This window comes from Lysinibacillus sp. GJ-1, from assembly GCF_021166035.1.
Classification (GTDB): Bacteria; Bacillota; Bacilli; order Bacillales_A; family Planococcaceae; genus Lysinibacillus; species Lysinibacillus sphaericus.
This window is the reverse complement of sequence record NZ_CP088912.1, coordinates 403,511-422,379: the sequence shown is the minus strand read 5'-3', so window position 1 is coordinate 422,379 and position 18,869 is coordinate 403,511. Positions and strand designations below refer to the sequence as shown.

The window sequence follows — 18,869 nt, the reverse complement described above, 5'->3', positions numbered from 1 at the left end:
CTATTTCACCTTCACTGCTGCCAAAAATTCTTCGCGTAGCTTAAATTTCTGTACTTTTCCTGAAGCAGTCATTGGGTAGCTATCGATAAAGAAAATATGTCTTGGAATTTTATGTTTAGAAATTTTATCGCGACAAAATGCTCGAATTTCTTCTTCTGTCGCCTGTTCCCCTTCTCGTAAAATAATCCATGCTGCCGCTTCTTCTCCATACTTAGGATCGGGAACACCAGCGACCTGCACATCTGCAATTTTTGGGAACGTGTATAGAAATTCTTCAATTTCACGTGGATATAAATTTTCTCCACCACGAATAATCATATCCTTCAAACGACCTGTTACTCTGACATAACCATCCTCATCCATCGTCGCTAAATCACCCGTATGCAGCCAACCGTCTTGATCGATTGCAAGTTGGGTTTCTTCTTGGTTGTTATAATAGCCTTTCATCACATGGTAGCCTCTTGTACAAAGCTCACCTTGCTCGTTTATCGGCGCTTCCACATCTGTACCAGGAACAACAATTTTAACTTCTAGATTTGGTAATGCTCGACCTACTGTCTCTACTTTTAAATGGAATGGATCATCTGCTCTTGTTTGTGTAATAACAGGTGAAGATTCCGTTTGACCATAACAAATGGTTATGTCAGTCATCCCCATTTTTTCGATGACCGCTTTCATGACTTCGATTGGGCAATTAGAGCCTGCCATTACGCCCGTACGCAATGTCGATAAGTCGTATGACGAAAAATTCTGCAAATTCAATTCACTTATAAACATTGTTGGTACACCGTGTAATGCTGTACATTTCTCTTTTTCAACTGTTCGTAACACTTCCGCAGGTGTGTATTCTTGTACTGGGACCATTGTTCCACCACTTGTCGTAATGGCTAGTGTACCGATGACACAGCCGAAACAATGGAAAAATGGCACAGGAATACATAAACGATCTGCTGAAGTTAGACGCATACATTCAGCGATGTTAACGGCATTATTAACTAGGTTGTAATGTGTTAACATAACACCTTTTGGAAAACCCGTTGTACCTGAAGTATATTGAATATTAATGACATCATCATAATGTAATGAAGCCTGTATTTGATCTAATTGTTGCTCTGTTACTTGCTTTGCAGATGCCAATACATCTGACCAATTCAGGACACCTGGGTACTTTGTTTCGCCAATTAAAATAACATTTTTTAATAGAGGTAGTCGCTTCGATTGCAAATTACCTGGTTCACAATGTTCAAGCTCAGGACATATTTCTTGGAGTGTATGAATAAAAGAATGGTCACGAAAATTTTCGATTAAAATAATCGTCTTTGCATCGGATTGTCTTAGTAAATATTCCAGTTCATGGGCACGATAATTGGTGTTAACAGTGACAATTGGCGCACCCATTTTTCCTGTACCAAACTGTAACTGTACCCACTCTGGAACATTTGTTGTCCACACGGCAATATGGTCTCCTTTTTCAATTCCAAGGGACAGTAACCCCCTTGCCACTAAACGACTTTGCTGGTTTAACTCCTCATAAGTCAACCGCAAGTCTCTGTCTGCATACACTAGCGCTTCATGTTTAGGATATTTTTTAGCCTGTTCATCGAGCAATTGACCAATTGTTTGATACACAAGTTCTGCCATGAAAATCCCCCTTCAATATGCTATTTAATTTTTAACAGCCAATTAGACGAGAAATAACGAGACGTTGAATTTCAGATGTTCCTTCACCGATTTCCATTAACTTAATATCACGCAAATGACGTTCTACATCATATTCCTTCATATAACCTGAACCACCATGAATTTGAATGGCTTGATTACAAGTACGGAAGCCCATCTCAGAAGCAAATAATTTCGCCATCGCTGCCTCTTTAGCAAATGGTTTTTTCTGATCTTTAAGCCACGCTGCTTTATGTACTAGCGTACGAGCTAGCTCAATTTCCATTGCCATATCTGCCAACTTAAACTGTATTGCTTGAAACTTGGCGATTGGTGCCCCAAACTGCTCTCGTTCATTGGCATACTTTAATGCTTTTTCATATGCAGATTGTGCAATGCCGACTGATAGCGCAGCTATGGAAATACGGCCACCATCCAATGTATTTAAAAATTGACTGAATCCACGTTTTTCGTCCCCTAATAAATTCGTTCTTGGTACGCGAACATTTTGCAAAATAATTTCACAAGTATTGGAACCACGCACACCCATCTTGTCATAATTACAATTGATTGTGACACCAGGCGTATTCGTTGGCACAATAATGGATGAAATAATTTTTTTGCCATCTTCACGTTTACCTGTTACTGCCGTGACAATAATTTGGCGCGCATGACCTGCATTAGTAATCCAGCATTTTTCTCCGTTAATAACGTAATCATCACCATCTATAACTGCTGTTGTACGGGTACCGCCAGCATCAGACCCCGCATTAGGTTCCGTTAAGCCGAAAGCACCTAATGTTTCCCCTTTCGCTAAAGGAACAAGCCATTCACGCTTTTGCTCTTCCGTACCAAAATTATAAATAGGAGCGGCGCCTAAGCTTACTGCTGCTGCATAGCTTAAACCCGTACCACCACACGCACGTCCAATTTCTTCAACAGCTATTGCATAGGAAACCGTGTCTCCTCCAGAACCACCATATTCCTCTGGAAACGGGATACCTAATAAGCCTAGCTCAGCCATTTTTTCAAAGCTTTCTATTCTCATTGTTGATGTCTCGTCGACTTCACGAGCATAAGGTTTAATCTCTTTCTCTGCAAAATCACGTACCATGTCTCGAATCATCGCTTGCTCTTTCGTTAGTTCAAAGTTCATTCCCATTTCCCCCTAATATCCAATTTGCCATAGCGGAATTCATTCAGACGACAGTTACACAATATTTAGACCGACTAGTCGGTCTGTACTAAACATTAATAAAACCAGCTTGTTCTTCTGGCTTCATCTTTACCATAAATTGAGTTGCTTCTTCCATAGCTTGGTCTGTCACAATTGCTCGTAATATCATATCTGTAAATACTTCTGTAATTTCCTCCATTGTTAACGGACCCGTTTGTTTAAACCACATATATGTCCAGTTAATCATCCCTACAATGGTCATTGTTACAATTGTACAAGGCAATTCAGCACGAAAATCCTTTGTCTGTTGCCCTTCTTCAATCACCTTTTGTAAAATATCCCGATATTGGTCCCGCTTCTTATGAATGATTGCACTATATTCTTCTGATAAAGAACGGCTTTCCTCATAAAATACGGTAATATGAGATTGGTATACATCAAACACTTGGGTCAACGTTTGAAGCATTGCACATAAGCGTTTAATCGGTGTATCGTATTTGTCATACGCTTCCTGTGACTGTTTAATCACATAGGAAATAAACACATCATGAACCTCATACAACAGTTCATCTTTCGATTTAAAATTATGATAAAACCCACCTTTTGATGCGCCAATATACTCCACAATGCGTTCAACTGTTACGTTGTGATAGCCATCTTGCTGAAACAGTACTACAGAAGCATCTACAATTCTTTGTTTTAACGTTTTTTTTACCATAGGCATCTATCATCCTTCTTTTATAACACTTACCCCTTTGTTCCCTATAACTAGGACTAACATTTTCTTAATTTTCCTAATTATAAAAACTATGACACTCTAAATATAGCATCACAAAAATTGACTGTCTAGTTTAAAAAAGAATTTTAATGACATTAAAAAGAAAATAAACTACATTAAACAGAATAAAATAATGTACCACTTCCACAAAACACATACAATAACTGTATGCACACCATTTAAAATTCATTACTTGCGTGCCAGTCACTCAAACAATTTATAAAAATACCTCGAGGCGTTGGTGTCGATGCCGAAAGTAGCACGCTGATATAACCTTATACAAACAAAACCAGCAAAACATCTTTCCGATGTCCTACTGGTTTTGTTGAAGTCCCTCTTGAATTGTAGCTAGTTCAACGTGATTGCAAATTCCGAATTCGATGCACCAGCAAATACAACCGTTCCGTTCTTCGGCAGTTTTACTTTGTTATTGCCATTTACAACAGTAAAATTAATACATAATCCCTTGTCATCATACACCGCAAACGAACTATTTGATGGCAACTCCACCGTCATCGTTTTCCCTGCTAACGCTTCCGGGATTGTAAACCAGCTCGCATGTCCATTTGCTTGTAGTGTAACTTTGGATGATTGGCTTGCATTAAGCGGTTTTAAGTTGGTTTCACTTACGTATAAAAATCCGGACATCTCTAAATATTCATCGTCACCTTCTGTATAGAAACGTGTTTCCGTTGTATCACGTCCACCCATCACAGGTATTTGGAGCTGATGCATCGCCGTGTTAGGGCCTATAATTTTACTGCTTCCCCAATAGCCTTCCATCGCTTCCTTGCTATTAATTTGGATAGGCACGATTGGTGCAAAATATAGCAAAGAACTAAATTTCTCACTCACAAGATAAAACTTGACGCCTTCTCGCTTTGCCCATGCGGCAGCTGTTTCTTTCGATAGCACATTGTCTTCAAGTTTCTCGGCTACATAATGCGTAATTGCTATTTGCCCTAAATCTGGCAGAGACGAATATGTGCTCTCCTTCAAATAAGTTCGTCCATTCTTCTCCGTGACGAAGTTAAGCTTGGCGGTACCATTCTCATTCATAAAGCTTCCATCGGCAGTATATATATATTTTTCTTCTGGATTAGTTGGCAAGATTAGTTCGTCATTCTTCGTAATTTCTATTTTGAAATGACCGGAACTATTGCCGTAAAAACCTGCATTCTTTGCTAGGTCTTCAGGCATTTTGTCCTTGACTGGCTTGCCAAAGGATTTACTCGGCTTGATGTCCTTAATTGTGCCCTTCTCTTTAAGCGCAGCGAGCAGTATTTCAGTCGCCATCAGTTGATTTGTCATGCTGCTACCGCCAGATGATAACACAGCCATTGCCATCTTCTGTTCAGGAAGTACGACCAGTGAAGCATGTTGCAATCCCGTGTCGCCGCCTTTAGCCAAACCTTTTATCCCATATTCACTAAATGGATATAGTTTCACACTATCCCAACCAAGACCATAGTTGATAATACTATCTCCATCCTCTGGCCACATTCCTTTTTTATATTCCTCTTGCTCCATCGCCTGAACTGCCTTGTCAGAGAGGATTCCTTTTCCCTGTCCCATAAATATTTGTGAGAATTGCACAACATCTTCGGCAGTGGAAGAAATCCCTCCCGTACCAATCACATTCACTGATTCAGGTGGAAGCTGTCCTTGATATGTTGGAAAATAAAGTCCTGCCCGCTTATCATTTTCCCATTCGTCCTGTGGCGTTTTCGTATGATTTAGCTTTAAAGGTTCTGTAAACTGTTGATGGATAAATTCCGTAAAGCTCATACCGCTGACTCTTTCGACCATTATCTCGGCTAACGTAAAACCGTCGTTGCAGTATACTGAGAACGCGCCAGGATCAGCCTTCAATTGTTGGTTGGATAATTGGCGTAACAAGTTATCATGGGCATAAGTATCATTATCGTTAAATAAAAAAGTATTAGTAAACGTACTACCTTGCAAGCCAGAGGAGTGGTTTAATAGCATACGTGGCGTAATGCTTTTGTAACGCTCATCTTTCATCTTGAAATCAGGAATATAGTGGACAACAGGTTCATCCAAATCGACTTTTCCTTCATCGACCAATTTCATAACAGCTGCAGTTGCATACATTTTACTGACTGAACCAATCCCGTATAAAGTATCTTTAGTCAGCGGCTGTTTCCCTTCCATATCATTCTTGCCTGTCTGACCTGACAAAACAAGTTTACCATTATCAATTAGCGCATACTGCACGCTAGTCGTCTCATAGGAATTCGTAAGTAGCGCAGCCTTCTCTTCCGCAATCTTTTTTAGTTCTTGACTAGCTAATTCTTGGCTAGCCACAACCGCAGTCTGACTGTTAGAAAACGCCAACGCCCCAGTTGGTAGACTTATTGTTAATGCTAATGTAGCGGCTAACACCGCAGATAGTTTATTTTTCATAATTGCCCCCTTAGATAAGTAATCGATTTCATTGCTTCTACCTTGTTTAGCAGTATAGCTCAACTAATCTAGATCAGAACCTCTCCTTCCAACTAATTTGGTAAATATCCACAGCAAATCTGTTATACACAAGATAACACAGTTTTGTTATTACAGTCAAATATTTCTATTAATATAAATATCAAACAAAAAATCTCTCCACTATAGCGTGGAGATGATGTTAATTTTCTTATGTCTTCCGTTCACATACTCTTTAAGTGCGGTGATTAAAATAACTGTTAGTGGAGAGAGTTGGTGTTTGAGAGAAATTGAAGAAGAACTAGCAGAAAAATGTGGACTACAAACTTCTTATTTGAAAAGAAATGGAGCGTGGAGCTAAGAATATTACTTTACTAACGTTAGGCAAAATTCCTATATACGGATTGGGGGGACGGAGATTTTCTACAAAATGCCCTCGAACATTGGTTAGGGAATTTTATTACTAATAATTTGTTGTTTCTACCTTTAGGTACATATAAAATATATAGCTTAATCCTAAAAAAATATCTCCCTGTTGGATAAACAGATTAATCTGGCTATCCAACAGGGAGCAAATCAAATGCATGTATTTCATTAAGAGCGCTACGTTAAATAGCGATTCTATGCCTCGTTTAACTGCTTTGTTAGCGAGTAATATTCTATCTACCCGAAAATAATAGACCTACGATATTCTGCAAAGATTTATTTTTTACATCGAGAAGCTTCTGGTTTAGGTCAATTTATTAGTGGTACCGATATTGAAACATATTTGCCAGAATGAAAACTAAATTTCTACTAGTTAACAGTCTATGGGCAAATTCTATTGAATTTGCCCATAGTCCTAAATCTTCCGATGATTTAATTATCAGAGTTAAAGCCTTTTAATAGATCTGCAAACGGATTATTCAAAGGTTCTTCTTCTTTTGCTTGTTGTTTCAAATACTTTTGTACACTTCGCTTATCCACTTTTCCGCCACCTTCTTTTTTGCGACGAGCTTCAAAGGCAGATAATTTTTCACGATGTCCGCATTTGCATACGAAGATTTGACCATCGCCTTCACCACGTAACTCTAGTTTTTTCTTACATTGAGGACAACGAGCGTTCGTTATGCGAGCTACATTTTTCTTGTATCCACATTCACGATCTTGGCATACAAGCATTTTACCTTTCTTACCGTTCACTTCAAGCATTGGTTTGTTGCAATCAGGGCATGATTTCGTTGAAATATTATCATGCTTATACTTCTTATCGCTTGATTTGATTTCTGCAACTATTTTTTTCGTGTGTTGCTTCATTTCATTGATAAATACTTCTTTCTTCAATTTCCCTTTTGCAATCAACTCCAACTTTTGTTCCCATTCAGCAGTCGTTGCAGGTGAGCGTAATTCTTCAGGCACTAAATCTAATAGCTGGCGACCTTTTGAAGTAATATAAATTTCTTTACCGCCTCGTTGCTCAATCATAAAGGAATTAAAAAGCTTATCAATAATATCAGCACGCGTTGCTACAGTACCTAATCCCCCCGTTGATTTTAAAGTATCGGCTAACTGTTTATCATTACTCTCTAAATACTTTGTCGGGTTTTCCATCGCAGATAGTAATGTTGCTTCATTAAAACGTGCTGGAGGCTTTGTTTGACCCGTTGTTTGTGCAATTAAATGAACTTCTAATGTTGTGCCATTTTCGATTCGAGGGAAAACTTGCTCTTTTAAGTCGTCATTCGATTCCTCATCATCAAAGCGGTTTTCATATACTTCCTTCCAACCAGCTACAGTGATTGTTTTTCCTTTTGCAACAAAATTTTCATCACTAATTTTCGCGCGTAACGTTAATTGTTCAAATTCATGTGCTGGGAAAAATACCGCTAAGAAACGTTTTACAACTAAATCATAAATCTTACGTTCTTTATCATTAAAGTTTGCGAAATTTACGTATTCTTCAGTTGGAATGATCGCATGGTGATCAGAAACTTTAGCATCGTCTACAAACGCTTTAGTTGCTTTTATAGGTTTAGATAAAATTTTGTTAGCAAACGGGCGGTATTCGCCAATTCCGCATGCTTTTAGACGTTCTGGTAACGTTGCTACGATATCGCTTGAAATATATCGTGAATCAGTACGAGGATACGTTAATACTTTATGTTGCTCATATAGCTTCTGCATAATATTTAAAGTTTCTTTCGCAGAGTAACCAAAAATTTTATTCGCATCGCGTTGTAATTCTGTTAAGTCATACAGCCCAGGTGCAAACGATTTTTTAGGCTTACGCTCTACTTCAATTACCTTTGCGTTGTTGTTACCTAGTTTTTTAATGATGGTATCGATTTTACCTTTTTCAAAGCTACGGCTATTGCCTTTTGCATCTTGCCAAGTAAGTTTTAAATTATCTTTTGTTTTTGCTTCAATACCGTAATATGTTTGAGGTTTAAAATTTTTAATCTCTTCTTCGCGAGCTGCAACCATGGCAACAACAGGTGTTTGTACACGCCCGCAGTTTAATTGTGCATTAAAACGTGTTGTTAAAGCACGTGTTGCATTCAATCCGATATACCAGTCAGCTTCACTACGAGCTACGGCAGCATGATATAGATTTTCATAATTTTTGCCTGGTTTAAGATTGTCAAAGCCCTCTTTAATTGCTTTGTCGGTTACAGAAGAAATCCATAGACGTTTGATTGGCTTTTTAGTGTTTGCTTTTTCAATGATCCAGCGTGCTACTAATTCGCCCTCTCTCCCAGCATCCGTAGCTACAATTATTTCTTTTACATCATTTCGAGTTAGTTGCGATTTCACCGCATTATATTGTTTACCTGTTTGCTTCATTACAACCAATTTCATGCGTTCCGGAAGCATTGGTAAATCTTCTAAATTCCATGTTTTATACTTCACGTCATATGCTTCTGGGTCCGCTAATGTTACAAGATGTCCCAGTGCCCACGTCACAATATATTTGTCGCCTTCTAAAAAACCATTCCCTTTTTTTGTGCATTTTAGTACATTTGCGATGTCACGCGCAACGGATGGTTTTTCGGCAATTACTAAACTTTTTGCCATATTTTCATACTCCTTTACTTACATCTGTCATGTTAAATATACCACAAGTAAAGCGTTAAATTTTTTTAGCCACTCTTACTTAGAAGTTCTACTAAGGTGATGAGTGGAATTTTCAAAAATATTAAAGAATGATTTTAAGTATGCATAGGAAGGGTGCTAGTTTATCAGGAGCAGCTAGGCAGTCTAGTTTAACGACAATTTTCATATGAAAATGTAGTTTCACATTGCAAACAACTGGTTCAATATTCAATGGGCTGTAGAGGAAAAGTTGTGTGAAATGATTAGTTGCGTCTTGAATTTTCTTTTTTTCATCTAGTAAAATGTACATAAACTAGTAAAACTTTTAACTGTTGCATCATTCATCGTTCCATCCCTCATATTTGCCTATATTGTATTCCTTTAAGGTTTTATAATTAAACATTTACATAAAAAAGTATTTTTAAAACTGCATACTCCTATTCCCTTAACATATATTGAATTGCCATAATATTCTCAAAATTATGAAGGAGGAGAAGAAAATGCAAGCTCAAGACTTTAGACCACGAAATGTGATTATTATTACGATTATTGTTGTTTTGTCACTTATTATTGGTCACGCGATTTATGTAGATTATATTGATGTTTCTTCATATGTAAATGAAATCGTTGAATAAGTTCTAAGGTATTCCATTGGATTGTGCAAAACTGAATCAAAGTGAAGCTTGTGGCAGTCATTAATATGTAAGTGGAATTATGCCATAAATTTATATAGTAATAAAAAGAAGAATCTGCATAGCACTCTTTACTGTTACGAGGAGGGGTATAGGCAGATTCTTTTTTCAACACTGATGGGAGTTTATAGTGCTTTCGCGGGTAAACCTCCTTACTCCGCGGGTATTTCTCTCACTTTCGCGGGTAAACCTCTTTACTCCGCGGGTATTTCTCTCCTTTTCGCGGGTAAACCTCTTTACTCCGCGGGTATTTCTCTCCCTTTCGCGGGTAAACACCTTTACTCCGCGGGTATTTCTCTCCTTTTCGCGGGTAAACCTCCTTACTCCGCGGGTATTTCGCAACCAGTCATTTGTGTAGCTGTTTGCGAAGATATTGTTGATGGTCAAGTATGCGTTGATCGTTTGGTTTATGGTGGCGTGCTGCTTCATTGTGTTCATAGGCATTTTCATAAAGCCGTAATCGATCATATAATAGACTTAATTGATAATGCGGTATCCATGTTGAGTATGCTCGTTTGTAAACGCCAATAGTGCAAGGCGTTACTTGTAAAGCTTGGGAATACCAATAAATTGCTTCCTTATTTTTCGATTGCGCCATAAAGTGTTGACCGATTCGACAGCATGTTTCCGGTTTTGGCTGATCATACAATAATGATTGAAAAACGGCCTGTGTCGCATTCTTGGTATCTTGTAATTGCTCATAGCAATCTGCTAAATTTAAACAAGCTTGAACTTTCAGATGTTTCGAGTGCTGTATCTAAAAATGTATGATAGTGATTAATTGCTTCTAAAAAACGGCTGTGTTGTTTTAATTCATTTGCATAATGGAAAAAATCTCTTGGCGCAAATGTATATCCGTCTGCTATTAACCGCTCATATATGCGTAGATTACGAGCTGTTTGTTGCTTTACTGGTACATGCACAACTGCTACATCACTTTTATAGATGTTACCTGTTACATCCAAAAACTCATGCACTGCTCCCTGCCACTGATAATGACGTGCTCGCTTTACTAACCGGTATCTTTTTTCACTCGTTGCGACAGTCCCATCCGCCTCTAGCGTTACAACATAATCCATTGAAACTGCATCGATGCTTGGATAAAGAAATTGCTTTAATTGTACTAACTTTTGCTGATGTTCAGATGTGAGCACATCATCTGCATCAAGCCACAAAATATAATCTTTCGTTGCTTGCTGGAAGGAAAAGTTCCGCGCCTTTGCAAAATCATCGCACCACGGAAAATCAAAAATTCTAGAGGTATAGTGCTGTGCAATATCCTTTGTACGATTAGTTGAGCCAGTATCAATAATATTGATTTCATCCACTACATGTTGGACGGAATCTAAACATCTTTCGAGCAAGCTTTCTTCATTTTTGACAATCATACATAAACTAATCGTTATCATTAGGACCCTCCTTTATGTAAGTAATATATGCAGGCTAGAAAATTTGCACGCTGTTATCTAAATGCACAAAAAAAACGAACGGCAACTGCGCCGCTCGTTCTCGCATTTATAAATATTGTGCTCGCCATTGTGGCTGCTCTTGGTCTGTAAGTTGCTGTTCTAGCTCTTCGTCCCATTTATTTAACAAAGTATTCCATACACGAACGTAGATAATATCTTGTTCCTTATCGTAAAGAAGAAATTCTAGACATGGAATATCATTGATTTGTTTCGCTTCTGATGTCACAATGGTTTCGATTATTTTCTGCGAGCTTGATGCTTCTTCCTCTCCCTGCTGTAAAGCTATAAGCAACATTGCCTCATCAAATTGTTCTTGCTGCTCTGCCTCTTTATCAACATAACGATAAGGAGCTGGCAACTCATCAAATTCCTCTATCTCGTCTTCTCCAACAGGGAGAATCGCTTGGTGGCATGGACTAAATAACAAAGTCGCTGTTTCGACTTCTAACTCCTCTTCGAAAATGCCACGTGCCAACTGTTGTTGTCCTTTAAGGGTTAATGTATAGAAGCCCTCTGATTGCTCGATAAGACGCACGCGAGACATTAATGATACTAAATCCTCAATAAACAGTGGGTCTACTAGTAAAAGCTCACTTAACTCCTGCACATTTTGAAAATTCGCTTCCTGCATGCTTATTAACAGCATTTGCATCAAGACATCCATCGTAGAGCGACGAATCGGCTCATATGTTACCTCAATGGTACGAATTGGAATGCACCAATCCGTTGCCTTTACTATTTTGACATGACGATTTTGTTGTAACTCTCTCATTAAACGTTGCTGTATTTTCAACACCCTACATCACCTGTCCTTTATGATTACGTAAGCCATTGTAGGATTTCACCGTTGTTAAAAGATTGCTGTACATATCACGTGTATCCTGATGTTTCGCACGTTTTGCAAACATATCAGCACTGCCGACAAGCATTAACAGTTCTCGCGCACGAGATAGCGCGACATTTAACCTGCGATAATCTCTCGCAAAGCCAATGTCCCCTCCCTTTGGCGTATTCCGTACCATACTCACTAAGATGACATCCATCTCCATCCCTTGGAATTTATCGACTGTGCCCGTTCTAAATTGGAGATGTGGTAACTGTAATTCTTGCTGAAGAAGGCGATTAATTTTCTTCACCTGCTCGCCATAGAAGCTAATAACGCCTACACTTTTCTGTGCATCCTGTGGTATGCGACCAGCCTTTTTCGCTTCCATTACAGCACTATTTAAGTCTGTTAAAATACTGCGGATTGTTTGTAGTTCTCCTTCATTATAACGACTTGTGCCACCCTTAACTTGTTCCTCTAAAAACGGTCTTTCCGCTGGCATATCAATCCATAGCAAATGATCATCACGACCGACAAATTGCCCTTCTAAGCCATGGTCACGGGCTGCATCCGAATCTGGTAATCCACATTGCAAGCCGTTTTCTTCCTTAGCGTAAAATGGTGTAATGCTGTGCATGATTTTTTCATGCATACGATACTGCAATGCAAGCATTTGCTTATGTGTTGAAGGTAGGTTATTAAATAATCGCTCAAATAGCGACTCACGAAGCAAGCTTTTCAACTCTTGCGCCCCATCAAAATTAGGATTTTCTTCTAGCATTCCTTTCAATGTTTCCTCCAACGTATCATCACCGAGCAACGGCGGTAATTGATGATGGTCACCCACTAAAATAATTTTTTTGCCTTTTAGCATTGGTAATAATAGCTCTGGCGGTGTAGCCTTCGATACTTCGTCGATTATTACAACATCAAACGTTGGATAGTTCTCCATAAACTCCTTGCTTGCCGAAGCAACGCATGTTGTGCCGATTACGTTGGCATGACGCACATACAATTTACGAATTTCATCTAAATCATATTCCGTAGCGTTTTGTAGCTTATCGCGCCATTGCTCTTGTAATTTCTTACGTAGAGGTAACTGCTGTTGTTTTCGATGTAGCTCTTCTAAACTTTCATTTGCTGTTTGAATAGCTTCCTTCACTTCTTCTAATGTTCGCTCTGGCGTAGCTTGTAGCAATGTTGTTAAAGCCGTTAGTTGTTTTTCCTTTTTTAGTCCTTCTATATTAATAGCTTTAATTTTTTCTTCTAATTGCGCTAGCTCTTCGTCAATCTCTTGTAAGCTTGCCTTAGCTGTTTGATGTGCCGCTCTTTTCGGTAAAAGCTGTGTATTTGCTTGTTCAACAGCCTGAAGCTGCTGACGGGCTGTTTGCACAGAGGATTGCGTTGTAGTTACGAGCATTTTCAACTGCTCTACAGATTCTTCTGGCATAGTCTCAGCTTGGAACGTATTTGCAAGTTGTTGTAAACGCTCGGTATGAGCTAAATACGGCTGCAATTGACGCTGCAAGCTTTGTACATCGAAGCTTGTAATTGCACATTCTTGGTGTATTAAACTCGCGATATTTTTGCGGAGCGACTCAAATTCACGATCTTTATGCTCCTGTTGTTGGCGAAGTGCCATCCCCTTTTGCCACACAAAATCGCGACGCATATACAGTCCCAGTAAATAGCTTTCTAACTGTTCCACTGACGGTGTTTGCCCTTCTTGAAATGAGGCATTTAGCTGTGCAAAAACGCCGTTTAAATTTTGTAGGGAAAACGATTGAACAGGCTGTTGACGACTTTTCGCAAGCGCCCGCTCTTTCCCATCAGGTGAAACCGACGCTTCAAGTTTTGCAATCGCTTTTTGTAGACGCGTATTTATGGTTGCCCATGCTTCTAAATCTTTCGCATCCTCTAAATGCTCTAGTCGTCGAATTTGCTGCGCTAACACAGGTGAAGGTTGAACTTGATAATGCTGTAAAAACCGTTGGATACGGTCATAGGTTGTTAATGAAGCGATATAATTTTGACTTTCCTTCATGAAAAGCAATCGCTTATTTTCTTGTTCATATTTCACTTGAATATCTTGAAACTGCGTTGTGAGCTCTTGTTTTTCTACAAGTAATTCTTTATATTGAATAGCCGCTTGCCATTGCTCTATTTTGATGGTGTTGTCTTGAATCGTTTGTTGTAACTGTTCAGCGGATGCGTATTCAGCTACTATGAGCTCCTGTGATTGAATAGCGGACTCTAACTGTGCAAGCTGTTTTTCATAATGCTCTTTTTGTGCTTCACTCGCTTCTTTTTCCGCTTTTGCCGTTTTTAACTCTTTTTTAAGCGATTGAATTTCTTTTTGTAAAATGGGTTCGTCGATTGCCGCTTGCTCCTTAGCAGCAATTTCCTTTGTTAGTTCTTCTAGCCACTCTTGCAATTTCGTTAGCTCATCAGTTGTTTTACTTATACTCGCTTGTAATTCTTGTTCACGTTCAGTAAAAGCCGTAATTTCTTCTTCAACAGCAGCTAATGTTTGCTCACGCCAATGTAGGGCAACATTTTCCTCAATGAATTTTTTCCCCTCTTCTTCAATACTTTCTGTTCGGCCATATCGTAAAATACGAATTTCTTGATTGGAGAGAAGTCTTCCTAAGGCATTATCAACAGCTAAGTTTGACTGTGAGGCAACGAGTGTTTTTAAGCCTGCTTTTACGTTTTGCTGGCAAATCTCTGAAATAACCGTTGTTTTCCCTGTTCCAGGGGGCCCTTGAATAACATACAAATCTTCTACAGATAACGCGCCGATGACAGCTTTCCGTTGATATTCATTTAAATTATTATGAAACTCAATATCTTCACGAAGCTTTGCTGTACGGACAGTCGGACGCTTTTCAAATAAAATCGTTTCTAAGCTAGCATTTACTGCTTCACCTTTTTCAAGCTTTGTAAAGCCGTTACGTAAGCGTCGAATTTGACTTAGTGTCGCAAAATTACTAAAGCTTACTTGTTTTGAGCGCAAATTTAGCTGGTCTTTGCGTGCTTGCTCCTGTGCAAAAGGCTTTAAGTCAACTTCCACTGTTTGCTTACCCGCATTCGCTTTTAACACTTGTCCAATTTCACCACGTACCCCTTGGATGCTCACACTTAAACCTTCAAGTTGCTTCCATTCCTTCGCTTTCACATAGGGACATACTAGTGTTAAACGTGAAAAATCTTCATTATAGTAGCTTTGTTTAAAGTCCGTATGAATATCATCGATCGTCGCATCACGTTCTTGAATTTTTAAATAGCCTTCCCAACTTGCAATACGCTTTTTCACATATTCTGTCCGTTCCTCTGCAATCGGTAACTCTCTAATTTTCGTGTGAAGATCAAGCGGGATACCAGCCCCATTATTGGGCTTTGTGACAAATTGCAGTGCCGCTGGTAAACGACGATTCGTACTAATTGGACCACGCATATGTACAAAACGTATATTTGTTGCTAATAACCCTTCCACTTTTAACACACAATCCATAATCGCTGTTTTTCCGGCCAATGTACTGTCTAACTTTTCATTATGCTCTGCATTAAAATAAATCGATAAAAACGTTTCGCCAATTGTTTTTGCTTTTCTTTTTTCAATATAGACGGTCAAAGTTTTTTGTAACGCAAAAAAGGCATGCTCATTTGCTGAGCATTCCTCTACCGCCTCCTTCGCCTTATTCGTCAAAATTAAATTACAGCGTTGTTTCTCTAGTAAAGCGATGTTCTGCATGAGCTGCCCTCCCTTCCGAATTCACTAAAGTACTATTTTATCATATCGTAAAAGGATTTCTGAAAAGAAAAATCCCCTGCACAGTGATTTCCTTCCACTGCACAAGGGACTTTATAATATTGCAAAATTACGCATCAGTGTGACTCTTGCTCGTCATAACTGTTTAGGAACAGTACTCACCTTTGTTTAATGTTGGTCTATTGTTTCTTTCGGTAATGATTTACTCATTTCACAGTACTGGACAAAAACGCGAGCCATTTCACGTAAACGATTATGAACATCCTCGTCTACAATTTTATTGTCTGCATCAAAATGTGATGTATGTGTATAGACATAGTTTGGTGTTACAAGCGCACGGAAGTAGTCTAAAATTGGTTTTAGTTGATTTTCAACTACTAAATGGTGCTGATATGTGCCACCATTCGCTACGATAGAAACAGGCTTATAACGCATCGTTTTCGGATGTAAGAAATCGAATGCATTTTTTAACACACCTGGAATTGAAGCTTGGAAAATTGGCGTAGCAATAATATACGCATCTGCTTCTTCAAATTTTTGTATCATTTTTTTCATATCATCATTTAGTGGTGAACCATCGACAATTTGATGCTTATATTCACTAAAATGCATAATTTCTAAGTCGAAACTAGCATCGAATTCTTTAATATAATGCTCTACTTGCTCTAAAATAGCACCAGTTTTACGCCCAAACATTGTGCCATCAACGAGTAAAATTTTCATATTCATTTTGCCTCCACATTCATCTTCTACAATAATATTGTAACAAATGAATAGAGTCACGGGAAGAATTGTAGCAGTCAAAACATGAAATTCAGTCTTTAGGCGGAATGATATGAAAGGTACCTATTTTTCATTTTTGCGATGAAATGTTACCTCTTTGTCTACTACGCTTTCCTCCACTTTAAATTTATCTCGATTAATGATAACCTCTCGATTTACCTTGTCCGCTTCAGTTACATCTGCACCTTTTCGCTTTTGCCAATTAAATAGCTCCTCACGTGCAAACTCTTCGTGAACCACTTTTGGAAAATCCATTGTAGCTAGCTGTTGGGAAGGATAGATGGTCACTGGTTGCTTCTTGCCATGTAACGCAATAACAAGCATCGCTTTTGCCACCTGTGAAGCATCGATAGCACGCATACGTTTTAATGGTCCTATTAGCAAAGGTTTAGCAAGCTTTAACACCTTTTCCCCAGCCTTCTCACCAAAACGAAACTCATCTCGTTGCCCTACTAACAGAGATGGACGAATAATGGATAAGCGTTGCATACCTAGCTCTATTAAAGCCTGCTCCAACTTCCCCTTCACCCGATTATAGTAAATTTTTGACCGTTCATTTGCACCCATTGCCGTTATAACAAGCAAATGGGGAATCCCTTGTTTTTTCGCTAATGAAGCAATAGCTAGTGGAAATTCAAAATCCACTTTTTCAAATTCTTCACGTGAGCCTGCCTTTTTGATAGTAGTACCTAAACAACAATATAACTCATGAGCAAATTCAATATCCTTTTCTTCTAGTGTGTCAAAGTTACGAATCTTGACCTCTAACTTCGGGTGTTCATAGTGAAGCTTTCTTCGTGCAATAACGATGACCGAAACGTATTCATCATTTTCACATAACTGTTCTATGAGCGAGCTTCCCGTTAACCCAGTGGCTCCCACAACAATTGCCGAACGCATACCCAATCTCTACTCCTCCTATCTGCCTTAACATAGACGGTTACTAGATATGTATAGTATGAATAAGAATATAGCTTATCCTCTCTATTATTCATCGGTATGACAAACGCCATTTTTGAAGTTTAACTACATACTTTCTTTATCTAATGTTAATTTTTACACATACTTGCCCATTTTTCACCATAATTTAAATAGACAGATGAAAGGATGGGATACATTTGCAAAACGAAACACAAACAATAAAACCGAAAAAATCGATTGTTTTCATAATTGAAAGCTGTATTGATAAAGGGCTGTATCCTTTTGAACGGGTTGCAACATTGGCTAAGTTGCTTGTGCAAGAGGACGTTTTCATATTCGTCAAAACCCCTTCTAATGATGGGATTCAAATTTTAATGCATCACAATCTTTCACCAATACTATTCGATCTTTTTGACGAATTACCTAAGCAAATCAAAGCCATACAGCCTGATTTAATTGTCAGGGACGGTCGTAACTCCGAAAGTTGGCAAGTGGAAAGTTTACGACCATTCTGTAAAACGATGATTCATTTTGATGATTTTGGTGATGGTGGCCAAGCCTGTGATTGTGTGTTACTCGCACTCTATCAAGAAGTGAAAGATTATTTTCCATCTCATTATATTGGTGGCAGTTTTGCCTTTGCATTACCAGAAGCCTATCAACATACGGAATCATTACCTGATGTTAAAGTCTCTGAAAACCCTCCTCATATTGTTGTTGCTTTTGAGGATGGGGACGAGCATAACTTAACGTATCGAACTCTTCGCCACCTAACCCAGCTACAAATCCCACTACAAATTACAGTAATGATAGATGATAGCTATCGCCATGCGACGGATGACTTGCAAATGATGGTACTTAGTCGTCGTAATACTGCCCTATTGCGTGATAAAGACGCACTTCTCAAATTGTTACCCAAAGCCGATGTCATTATCTGCAATGCGAACTATACACCTTATAAAATTGCTTCTTACGGTGTGCCTTGTATTACACTTGCACAAACAGAGAACGAGCTATTACATGCTTTTCCTCGTGAGCATAACGGCTTTATACATCTCGGTCTCGGCCTTAAGATGAAACAATCACAAATACAAAATGCGGTGATGGAGTTTTTATTGCATGAGGCTCGTAGTGAGCGGGCTGTAAAAAAACAGCGACAGCTGAATCTCGCAAGTAATAACCAAACATTGGAATCATTATTACTCGATTTCGCTTATGATCGACATAATATCGCTTCAACTTAGTGATTCTTTTAAGGTGAATATGATACAATAT

The 18,869-nt window shown here is 38.7% G+C and carries 11 protein-coding genes and 1 pseudogene; 2 read left to right on the top strand and 10 right to left on the bottom strand.

The window, feature by feature from the left end:
* The 5 genes from LO754_RS01940 to LO754_RS01920 form a co-directional block, all read right to left on the bottom strand.
* Positions 1-1,641, bottom strand: a complete 1,641-nt coding sequence (locus tag LO754_RS01940) for an AMP-binding protein (RefSeq protein WP_231785475.1) — start codon at positions 1,639-1,641, stop codon at positions 1-3.
* 31 nt (positions 1,642-1,672) lie between these two features.
* Complete coding sequence (locus tag LO754_RS01935; RefSeq protein ID WP_024362792.1) at positions 1,673-2,815, bottom strand: acyl-CoA dehydrogenase; 1,143 nt, start codon at positions 2,813-2,815, stop codon at positions 1,673-1,675.
* Positions 2,816-2,903: 88 nt separating this feature from the next.
* Positions 2,904-3,554, bottom strand: coding sequence for a TetR/AcrR family transcriptional regulator (locus LO754_RS01930; protein WP_231786274.1), 651 nt, complete (start codon positions 3,552-3,554; stop codon positions 2,904-2,906).
* A gap of 408 nt (positions 3,555-3,962) precedes the next feature.
* Positions 3,963-6,041, bottom strand: a complete 2,079-nt coding sequence (locus tag LO754_RS01925; protein ID WP_231785474.1) for a serine hydrolase domain-containing protein — start codon at positions 6,039-6,041, stop codon at positions 3,963-3,965.
* A gap of 876 nt (positions 6,042-6,917) precedes the next feature.
* Positions 6,918-9,113, bottom strand: a complete 2,196-nt coding sequence (locus LO754_RS01920; RefSeq protein WP_231785473.1) for a DNA topoisomerase III — start codon at positions 9,111-9,113, stop codon at positions 6,918-6,920.
* 518 nt (positions 9,114-9,631) lie between these two features.
* Between LO754_RS01920 and LO754_RS23410 the strand changes: the two genes are divergently transcribed.
* Positions 9,632-9,766, top strand: a complete 135-nt coding sequence (locus LO754_RS23410; protein ID WP_255313808.1) for a hypothetical protein — start codon at positions 9,632-9,634, stop codon at positions 9,764-9,766.
* Between the two features lie 403 nt (positions 9,767-10,169).
* On the opposite strand, the pseudogene LO754_RS01915 reads toward LO754_RS23410, so the two are convergent.
* From LO754_RS01915 to LO754_RS01895, 5 genes and pseudogenes are all read right to left on the bottom strand, one after another.
* Positions 10,170-11,232 (bottom strand): annotated as a pseudogene (locus LO754_RS01915) (glycosyltransferase family 2 protein).
* Between the two features lie 106 nt (positions 11,233-11,338).
* Positions 11,339-12,088 carry a hypothetical protein gene (locus LO754_RS01910; protein WP_231785472.1) on the bottom strand — a complete coding sequence of 250 codons (750 nt, stop codon included), beginning with the start codon at positions 12,086-12,088 and terminating at the stop codon, positions 11,339-11,341.
* 1 nt (position 12,089) lies between these two features.
* Positions 12,090-15,872: a DEAD/DEAH box helicase gene (locus LO754_RS01905; protein ID WP_231785471.1), complete on the bottom strand. Its 3,783-nt coding sequence runs from the start codon at positions 15,870-15,872 to the stop codon at positions 12,090-12,092.
* Positions 15,873-16,058: 186 nt separating this feature from the next.
* Positions 16,059-16,613 carry an NADPH-dependent FMN reductase gene (locus tag LO754_RS01900; RefSeq protein WP_024362785.1) on the bottom strand — a complete coding sequence of 185 codons (555 nt, stop codon included), beginning with the start codon at positions 16,611-16,613 and terminating at the stop codon, positions 16,059-16,061.
* 123 nt (positions 16,614-16,736) lie between these two features.
* Positions 16,737-17,573 carry an NAD(P)H-binding protein gene (locus LO754_RS01895; RefSeq protein WP_038510114.1) on the bottom strand — a complete coding sequence of 279 codons (837 nt, stop codon included), beginning with the start codon at positions 17,571-17,573 and terminating at the stop codon, positions 16,737-16,739.
* A 218-nt stretch (positions 17,574-17,791) separates the two neighbouring features.
* On the opposite strand from LO754_RS01895, the gene LO754_RS01890 reads away from it, so the two are divergent.
* Positions 17,792-18,838 (top strand): CMP-N-acetylneuraminic acid synthetase, encoded by a 1,047-nt coding sequence (locus tag LO754_RS01890; protein ID WP_231785470.1) that lies wholly within the window; start codon positions 17,792-17,794, stop codon positions 18,836-18,838.
* The last annotated feature ends 31 nt before the right edge of the window (positions 18,839-18,869 follow it).

Bases quoted from the DNA above. Each gene is read 5' to 3' on its own strand.
- LO754_RS01930 (WP_231786274.1), bottom strand. From the start codon at position 3,554: ATGGTAAAAAAAACGTTAAAACAAAGAATTGTAGATGCTTCTGTAGTA.
- LO754_RS01925 (WP_231785474.1), bottom strand. From the start codon at position 6,041: ATGAAAAATAAACTATCTGCGGTGTTAGCCGCTACATTAGCATTAACA.
- LO754_RS01940 (WP_231785475.1), bottom strand. From the start codon at position 1,641: ATGGCAGAACTTGTGTATCAAACAATTGGTCAATTGCTCGATGAACAG.
- LO754_RS01935 (WP_024362792.1), bottom strand. From the start codon at position 2,815: ATGAACTTTGAACTAACGAAAGAGCAAGCGATGATTCGAGACATGGTA.
- LO754_RS01920 (WP_231785473.1), bottom strand. From the start codon at position 9,113: ATGGCAAAAAGTTTAGTAATTGCCGAAAAACCATCCGTTGCGCGTGAC.
- LO754_RS01895 (WP_038510114.1), bottom strand. From the start codon at position 17,573: ATGCGTTCGGCAATTGTTGTGGGAGCCACTGGGTTAACGGGAAGCTCG.
- LO754_RS01900 (WP_024362785.1), bottom strand. From the start codon at position 16,613: ATGAAAATTTTACTCGTTGATGGCACAATGTTTGGGCGTAAAACTGGT.
- LO754_RS01905 (WP_231785471.1), bottom strand. From the start codon at position 15,872: ATGCAGAACATCGCTTTACTAGAGAAACAACGCTGTAATTTAATTTTG.
- LO754_RS23410 (WP_255313808.1), top strand. From the start codon at position 9,632: ATGCAAGCTCAAGACTTTAGACCACGAAATGTGATTATTATTACGATT.